Source organism: Mesorhizobium sp. M7A.F.Ca.CA.002.15.2.1 (assembly GCF_003998715.1).
GTDB classification, from domain to species: domain Bacteria; phylum Pseudomonadota; class Alphaproteobacteria; order Rhizobiales; family Rhizobiaceae; genus Mesorhizobium; species Mesorhizobium ciceri.
On record NZ_RZPI01000456.1, the window covers coordinates 1 to 4,680 of the forward strand.

Consider the following 4,680-nt stretch of genomic DNA (forward strand, 5'->3'; position numbering starts at 1 on the left):
AGACGATGCTGGTCGACGGCAAAGCCGATGGCCTGTTCGGCTGGGTGACGGCCGCTGCCGACGGCCCGCGAGAACCGTCGGGCACGCAGGCGAGGTTGGAGGCGGCAGGGCTCTCGGTGACGGCGCTTCGGATCGTATGAACGTCGGGCCTGTTGAGATACGGCCCCCATGCGGTCCGCAGCGATCTCGACCCCGAAGCCAAGCGCCGGCTTGCCGTGTTCCTCACCAACCTCAAGTCGACGACGCCCGATATCTACGATCTCCTGGAATCGAAACATTCCGGCGGCTTCGCCACCGTGGCGCCAAAAGACTACGAGATGGCCGCTGCTATCGTGCGCTTCGTTTCGGACCGTGGGCCGCAGCAGTAGCTGGAGCGGCCTGCGCACGCCTGGCTGCCTCTGTTCAACAGTCGCTGCAAGGGATCGTCACGCTTCTGCGGGGGCGCAGAAAATAGGTTTCGCCCATGGTTATGTTGCTGAAAGCCGAGGTCAGCCCAAGCTTCTGTTGACTGCTCGCGCTCCACGCGATGACCGGCGTATAGCCGAGGTTACTTTCAACGCGGATGAGAAAAGTGTTGGCGACTCTGAGCGACGCCGGGATCGTTGTCTCGGTGGTGGCGGCGGCGCCAGGGCTGGCGACGCCGGCTACCAATTTGCGTGACCACACCACCAGTGCCCTCGTCGCATCGGCCGAGACCTGGATTGCCGTGACGGTGATGGTCGGATTTGAGCGGTTGTAGGGCTGAAGGGTGACGCTGCCGATCTGCATGATGGCGTCGACATCTGCCTTGAGGACGCTTGTCTGCTGGGTGACGAGATCGGCCACCATGCTGCCGATACGGCTGACCTTCTTGCTGGTCTCGATGGCTTGCGACGCTTCCATTGTGAGGAAATACATGATCAGCAGAATTGGCATGATCAACGCGAATTCGACCGCCGCGATGCCACGACGATCGGACCAGAACAGACTTGTTTTCCGCCAAACTCCCGTAATCATAAGATGTGCCCCCGCACGCATCATGCCCATTGCCCTTTTCTTATACTGCTCGTGCATTCCGCTCAGTTGTCGAACGGTTCGTTCTGCCAGGTCACCGATGCGAAGTGCAGCGTCTTGTTGCCGCCCATTGATTTGGCCAGCAGGTCGGTCATGATCGGCCATTTGTAAAAGACCCGCAGCATGTTCCTCGACTCCGCCGCACCCGCTGTCACTGAAAACGACTGGGTTGCGGTGCCTTTCGTCAATACGACATCGCCGTTCTGGATCTTGAAGCCGGCCGTGGCCGCATCCGCGAACGATGTATATTGGCGAAGATCCACCAGCAGTTGATTGGGACAATCCTGGGAAACGATGATCTGCAGTTTTGTGCAGATCATGTCCCGCAAGTTGGTTCCGGCGACGTCAACCGCCCTCAACTGGCCGGTGCGAAGCTTGCGCGCGACATCGTCGGTGATGTTGGCCATCACTTCCTGCGCGGCAAACGAGATGCAGCTTTCCAGAATGGCGAAGACAAGCAGCGCGAAGGGGACTGAAAGGATCGCGAATTCGATTGCCGTGGCGCCGCGCCGGTCACGAAGAAAACGGGCGAAAAACCTTGGGCATCTCACTTTGTGGTCGCCTGCGCGGCCGTATCCCTTGCTCATGTCCGATCCTGCCGATCTCTATGCGGTCTCGGAAGGACCATTAACGCAAACCGATTGAGGTCCGGTTTGGATGATCGTTAAAGTCGGCGCAGGCCTCTTAACCGGCCAATAACCGCACCGGCAGCCGGTCACGCCACCTATCGGCTGACGCTCATCTCCGCCTCGGAAGACTTCTCCGCTTCGCTCTTGTAGGAGCTTTCGCAATACGGCGTGCAGGACATCGTCTGGATTTCGGCACGCCGATAGATGCGCACCGACGAAGCAGCCTGCCGCACGACGGTAACCTGCTCATCGACGATGGGACTGCCGTCGGTATCGAGCACGACCAGATTGGTGACGCCGAAACCTTTGCCGGTGAGCACGATCGTCGAAGCGTCCTGCACGGAAGCGTCGGCGATTGCCGGGTTGCCGACCACGATGGTGTCTGCGGGACGCGACAGTTTGACGATCTTGGCCTGGTTCATCGTGACCTCGATGCCGGCGCCGGCCATGGCGGGCGCGACGAAGCTCGAGACGGCAAGAAGCGCGGCAATCAGGATTGACGATCTCGGCTGGGCCATTGAGGCGCTCCACGCAGGCGGACTGATCAACGGAACATGAACGAGATTGGTGAACCAACGGTTAAGCCTGCGATGTTGCCAATCCTGCAATGGCCGATAAGGGCGCCCCGCGAGGCGCGGTCCAGTCGGGGCGCAAGCCTGCCAAACCTGGGACTGGAAGGCGCGGCGGTACTTTAGCCCGAAGTTAACCACGCAATATGTTCGAACCGGGAAAGGAATCGGTAAGGCTGTTTCTTAAGCCGATCGAAAGAGCTTCTCCCTAGATTGGCAGCATCCGATCAACCATCACAGAAGTTGACGGAAGTGCTGTAACACGTGGAGTAGGAGCTCTCGAATGTCTAATCTCATCGCACGTTTTGTGAAGGACGAATCCGGCGCGACCGCTATCGAATATGGTCTGATCGCCGCTCTCATCGCGCTCGCCATCATCACTGGCGCCGGCACGCTCGGCAATGCGCTGAATGCCAAGTTCACCAACATTGGCAGCACCCTGAACAACGCGCCGACCGGCAGCTGATCGGCTTATCGCCGAGCACTTGCATCGCATTTTCTGGAAAAGGGCCGCCGCGTGGCGGCCTTTTTTATGCCGCTGCCAATATAGGTCGTCTTTTCGTTCCTGGCCTCATCAATCGTTAATCGAACATATCTTAGATTGAGCCCAATAAAATCGGACAATAGGCGTGGCGCCGATGCTTGAAGCCCTGATCTTCGTCGTCTTTCCGTTCTGCATGCTGTTTGCCGCGATCTCCGACATGCTGTCGATGACGATCGCCAACCGCGTGCCGGTGCTGCTCGTCGTCGTTTTCGCGCTGGTCGCGCCCCTTACAGGCATGGACTGGGCGGCCTATGGCGGACATTTCGCCGCCGGCGCCCTGGTCCTGGCCGTGACGTTCGGCCTGTTTGCAATAGGCGGCATGGGCGGCGGCGACGCCAAGCTTCTGGCCGCAACCGCGATGTGGATGGGCCTCAATGTCAATCTCGTGGAGTATCTTGTCGCCTCGACAATCATCGGCGGCCTGCTGACGCTCGCGATCATCCTCTACCGGAAGTCGATGCTTGCGGCCGTTACCGGCCAAAATCCGTTTCTGCGCCATTTCGCCGACGAGGCAAAAGGCGTTCCCTATGGCGTCGCGCTCGGCCTTGGCGGGTTGCTGACCTATCCGGACTCGCCTTTGATGATATGGGCGCTGGCCAGGCTGGCGGCCTGACCACGATATTATTTTATTGTCTGTCAGCATTGCCGAGACCCCGTTCTCAACGGGGTCGGCCCGGCTGTTTTGGCCGGTCCGGCTATAGTCCGGCTAATTTATGTAAACGTTAAATTAATCACGATCGTAAGCATTACATTAACCTTGTTTTGACGATTGCCGCTGCAAAGTCCGGCTTGGCTACGTGGTTTGCCAGGGCAAGGGTTCGGACAGATGCCAGCATCGCGATTGATAATTCTGAGCGTGGCGGTGGCCGCGGCGGGTGGCGCTGGCTATGTCGCGAAGAACATGGTGGCACCGCCGCCCCAGGTCGTCGTTGATTCCGCTCCCCAGGCCCCGGCAGTGGCACTCCAGGATGTGCTTGTGCTTTCAGGCGACGTTCCGATGGGCAGCCCGATCCAAAACAACATCGCCTGGCAATCCTGGCCCGCCGACGGCGTCAACGCGAATTTCATCACCCGCACCGCCGAGCCCGAGGCGCTGGACAAGCTGAAGGGTTCCATTGCCCGTGTGGCGATGTATGCCGGAGAGCCGCTGCGGCGTTCCAAGCTGATCGGGGAGGGGCAGAGCTTCATGTCGTCGATCCTGCCTTCCGGCATGCGGGCGGTCGCCACGGCCATCTCGGCCGACACGTCGGCCGGCGGCTTCATTCTTCCCAACGATTTCGTCGACGTCATCATGACCCGCAGGGCCGATGCCGCCAGCGGTGCCGCCGGCTTCAACACCGAGACCATCCTCAAGAACATCCGCGTCCTGGCCATCGACCAGACCATTCAGGAGGACGAGGAAGGCAAGAAGACCAGGGTGGGCCAGACCGCCACGCTGGAACTGACGCCCAAGCAGGCGGAGATTATCACCGTCGCCCAGCAGATGGCGGATCGCCTGACCCTGGCGCTGCGGGCGGTCGCGGACACGCAGGAAAAGAATGTGGGTGAGGCCGACTATCTCGTTTCCGGCAATGGCCGCAGGGGAACGGTGAGGCTGATCAAGTCGGGCGAAGTTTCCGAAGTGGGAGCAAGGAAATGAAGCTAGGTGGCAAACTGCCGGCAATCGTAGCCGCGGCATTCGGCCTGCTGCTCGTCGGAACGAATGTGCAAGGCAGCGTCGTCGAGGCAAAGAACGCGCAGGTCACGGCATCGACGGCCACCCAGCGCGTCAAGCTCGGCCTCAACAAGTCGGTGGTCATCGACCTGCCGAGCGATGCCTATGACATTCTCGTCGCCAATCCGGCGGTTGCCGATGCGGTGACCCGCACCGCAAGGCGCATCTATC

7 protein-coding genes and 1 pseudogene are annotated in these 4,680 nt (G+C 60.1%); 5 read left to right on the forward strand and 3 right to left on the reverse strand.

Annotated features, from left to right (window positions below):
* A pseudogene (locus ENZ74_RS22505) lies at positions 1–368 on the forward strand (phosphonate ABC transporter substrate-binding protein); the annotation flags it as partial.
* 34 nt (positions 369–402) lie between these two features.
* Here the strand turns inward: ENZ74_RS22505 and ENZ74_RS22510 are convergent.
* The 3 genes from ENZ74_RS22510 to ENZ74_RS22520 all read right to left on the reverse strand — a co-directional run bounded on the left by ENZ74_RS22510 (position 403) and on the right by ENZ74_RS22520 (position 2,200).
* Complete coding sequence (locus tag ENZ74_RS22510; RefSeq protein WP_318014161.1) at positions 403–1,026, reverse strand: TadE/TadG family type IV pilus assembly protein; 624 nt, start codon at positions 1,024–1,026, stop codon at positions 403–405.
* Between the two features lie 32 nt (positions 1,027–1,058).
* The gene (locus ENZ74_RS22515; protein WP_063169998.1) at positions 1,059–1,640 is read right to left on the reverse strand and encodes a TadE/TadG family type IV pilus assembly protein; all 582 of its coding nucleotides are present in this window, start codon (positions 1,638–1,640) and stop codon (positions 1,059–1,061) included.
* Positions 1,641–1,777: 137 nt separating this feature from the next.
* Complete coding sequence (locus ENZ74_RS22520; protein WP_013533687.1) at positions 1,778–2,200, reverse strand: pilus assembly protein N-terminal domain-containing protein; 423 nt, start codon at positions 2,198–2,200, stop codon at positions 1,778–1,780.
* A gap of 334 nt (positions 2,201–2,534) precedes the next feature.
* Between ENZ74_RS22520 and ENZ74_RS22525 the strand changes: the two genes are divergently transcribed.
* The 4 genes from ENZ74_RS22525 to ENZ74_RS22540 all read left to right on the forward strand — a co-directional run.
* Positions 2,535–2,717 (forward strand): Flp family type IVb pilin, encoded by a 183-nt coding sequence (locus ENZ74_RS22525; protein ID WP_013533686.1) that lies wholly within the window; start codon positions 2,535–2,537, stop codon positions 2,715–2,717.
* A 172-nt stretch (positions 2,718–2,889) separates the two neighbouring features.
* Entirely contained in the window at positions 2,890–3,408 is a 519-nt protein-coding gene (locus ENZ74_RS22530; RefSeq protein ID WP_013533685.1) for a prepilin peptidase, read from the forward strand.
* Between the two features lie 213 nt (positions 3,409–3,621).
* The gene (cpaB, locus tag ENZ74_RS22535) at positions 3,622–4,434 is read left to right on the forward strand and encodes a Flp pilus assembly protein CpaB (RefSeq protein ID WP_013533684.1); all 813 of its coding nucleotides are present in this window, start codon (positions 3,622–3,624) and stop codon (positions 4,432–4,434) included.
* Positions 4,431–4,680: pilus assembly protein N-terminal domain-containing protein (locus tag ENZ74_RS22540; RefSeq protein ID WP_206522309.1), on the forward strand; the 250-nt coding region annotated here is incomplete at its 3' end. The genes cpaB and ENZ74_RS22540, both read left to right, overlap by 4 nt.

Bases quoted from the DNA above. Each gene is read 5' to 3' on its own strand.
- ENZ74_RS22530 (WP_013533685.1), top strand. From the start codon at position 2,890: ATGCTTGAAGCCCTGATCTTCGTCGTCTTTCCGTTCTGCATGCTGTTT.
- ENZ74_RS22525 (WP_013533686.1), top strand. From the start codon at position 2,535: ATGTCTAATCTCATCGCACGTTTTGTGAAGGACGAATCCGGCGCGACC.
- ENZ74_RS22515 (WP_063169998.1), bottom strand. From the start codon at position 1,640: ATGAGCAAGGGATACGGCCGCGCAGGCGACCACAAAGTGAGATGCCCA.
- ENZ74_RS22510 (WP_318014161.1), bottom strand. From the start codon at position 1,026: ATGGGCATGATGCGTGCGGGGGCACATCTTATGATTACGGGAGTTTGG.
- ENZ74_RS22520 (WP_013533687.1), bottom strand. From the start codon at position 2,200: ATGGCCCAGCCGAGATCGTCAATCCTGATTGCCGCGCTTCTTGCCGTC.
- cpaB (WP_013533684.1), top strand. From the start codon at position 3,622: ATGCCAGCATCGCGATTGATAATTCTGAGCGTGGCGGTGGCCGCGGCG.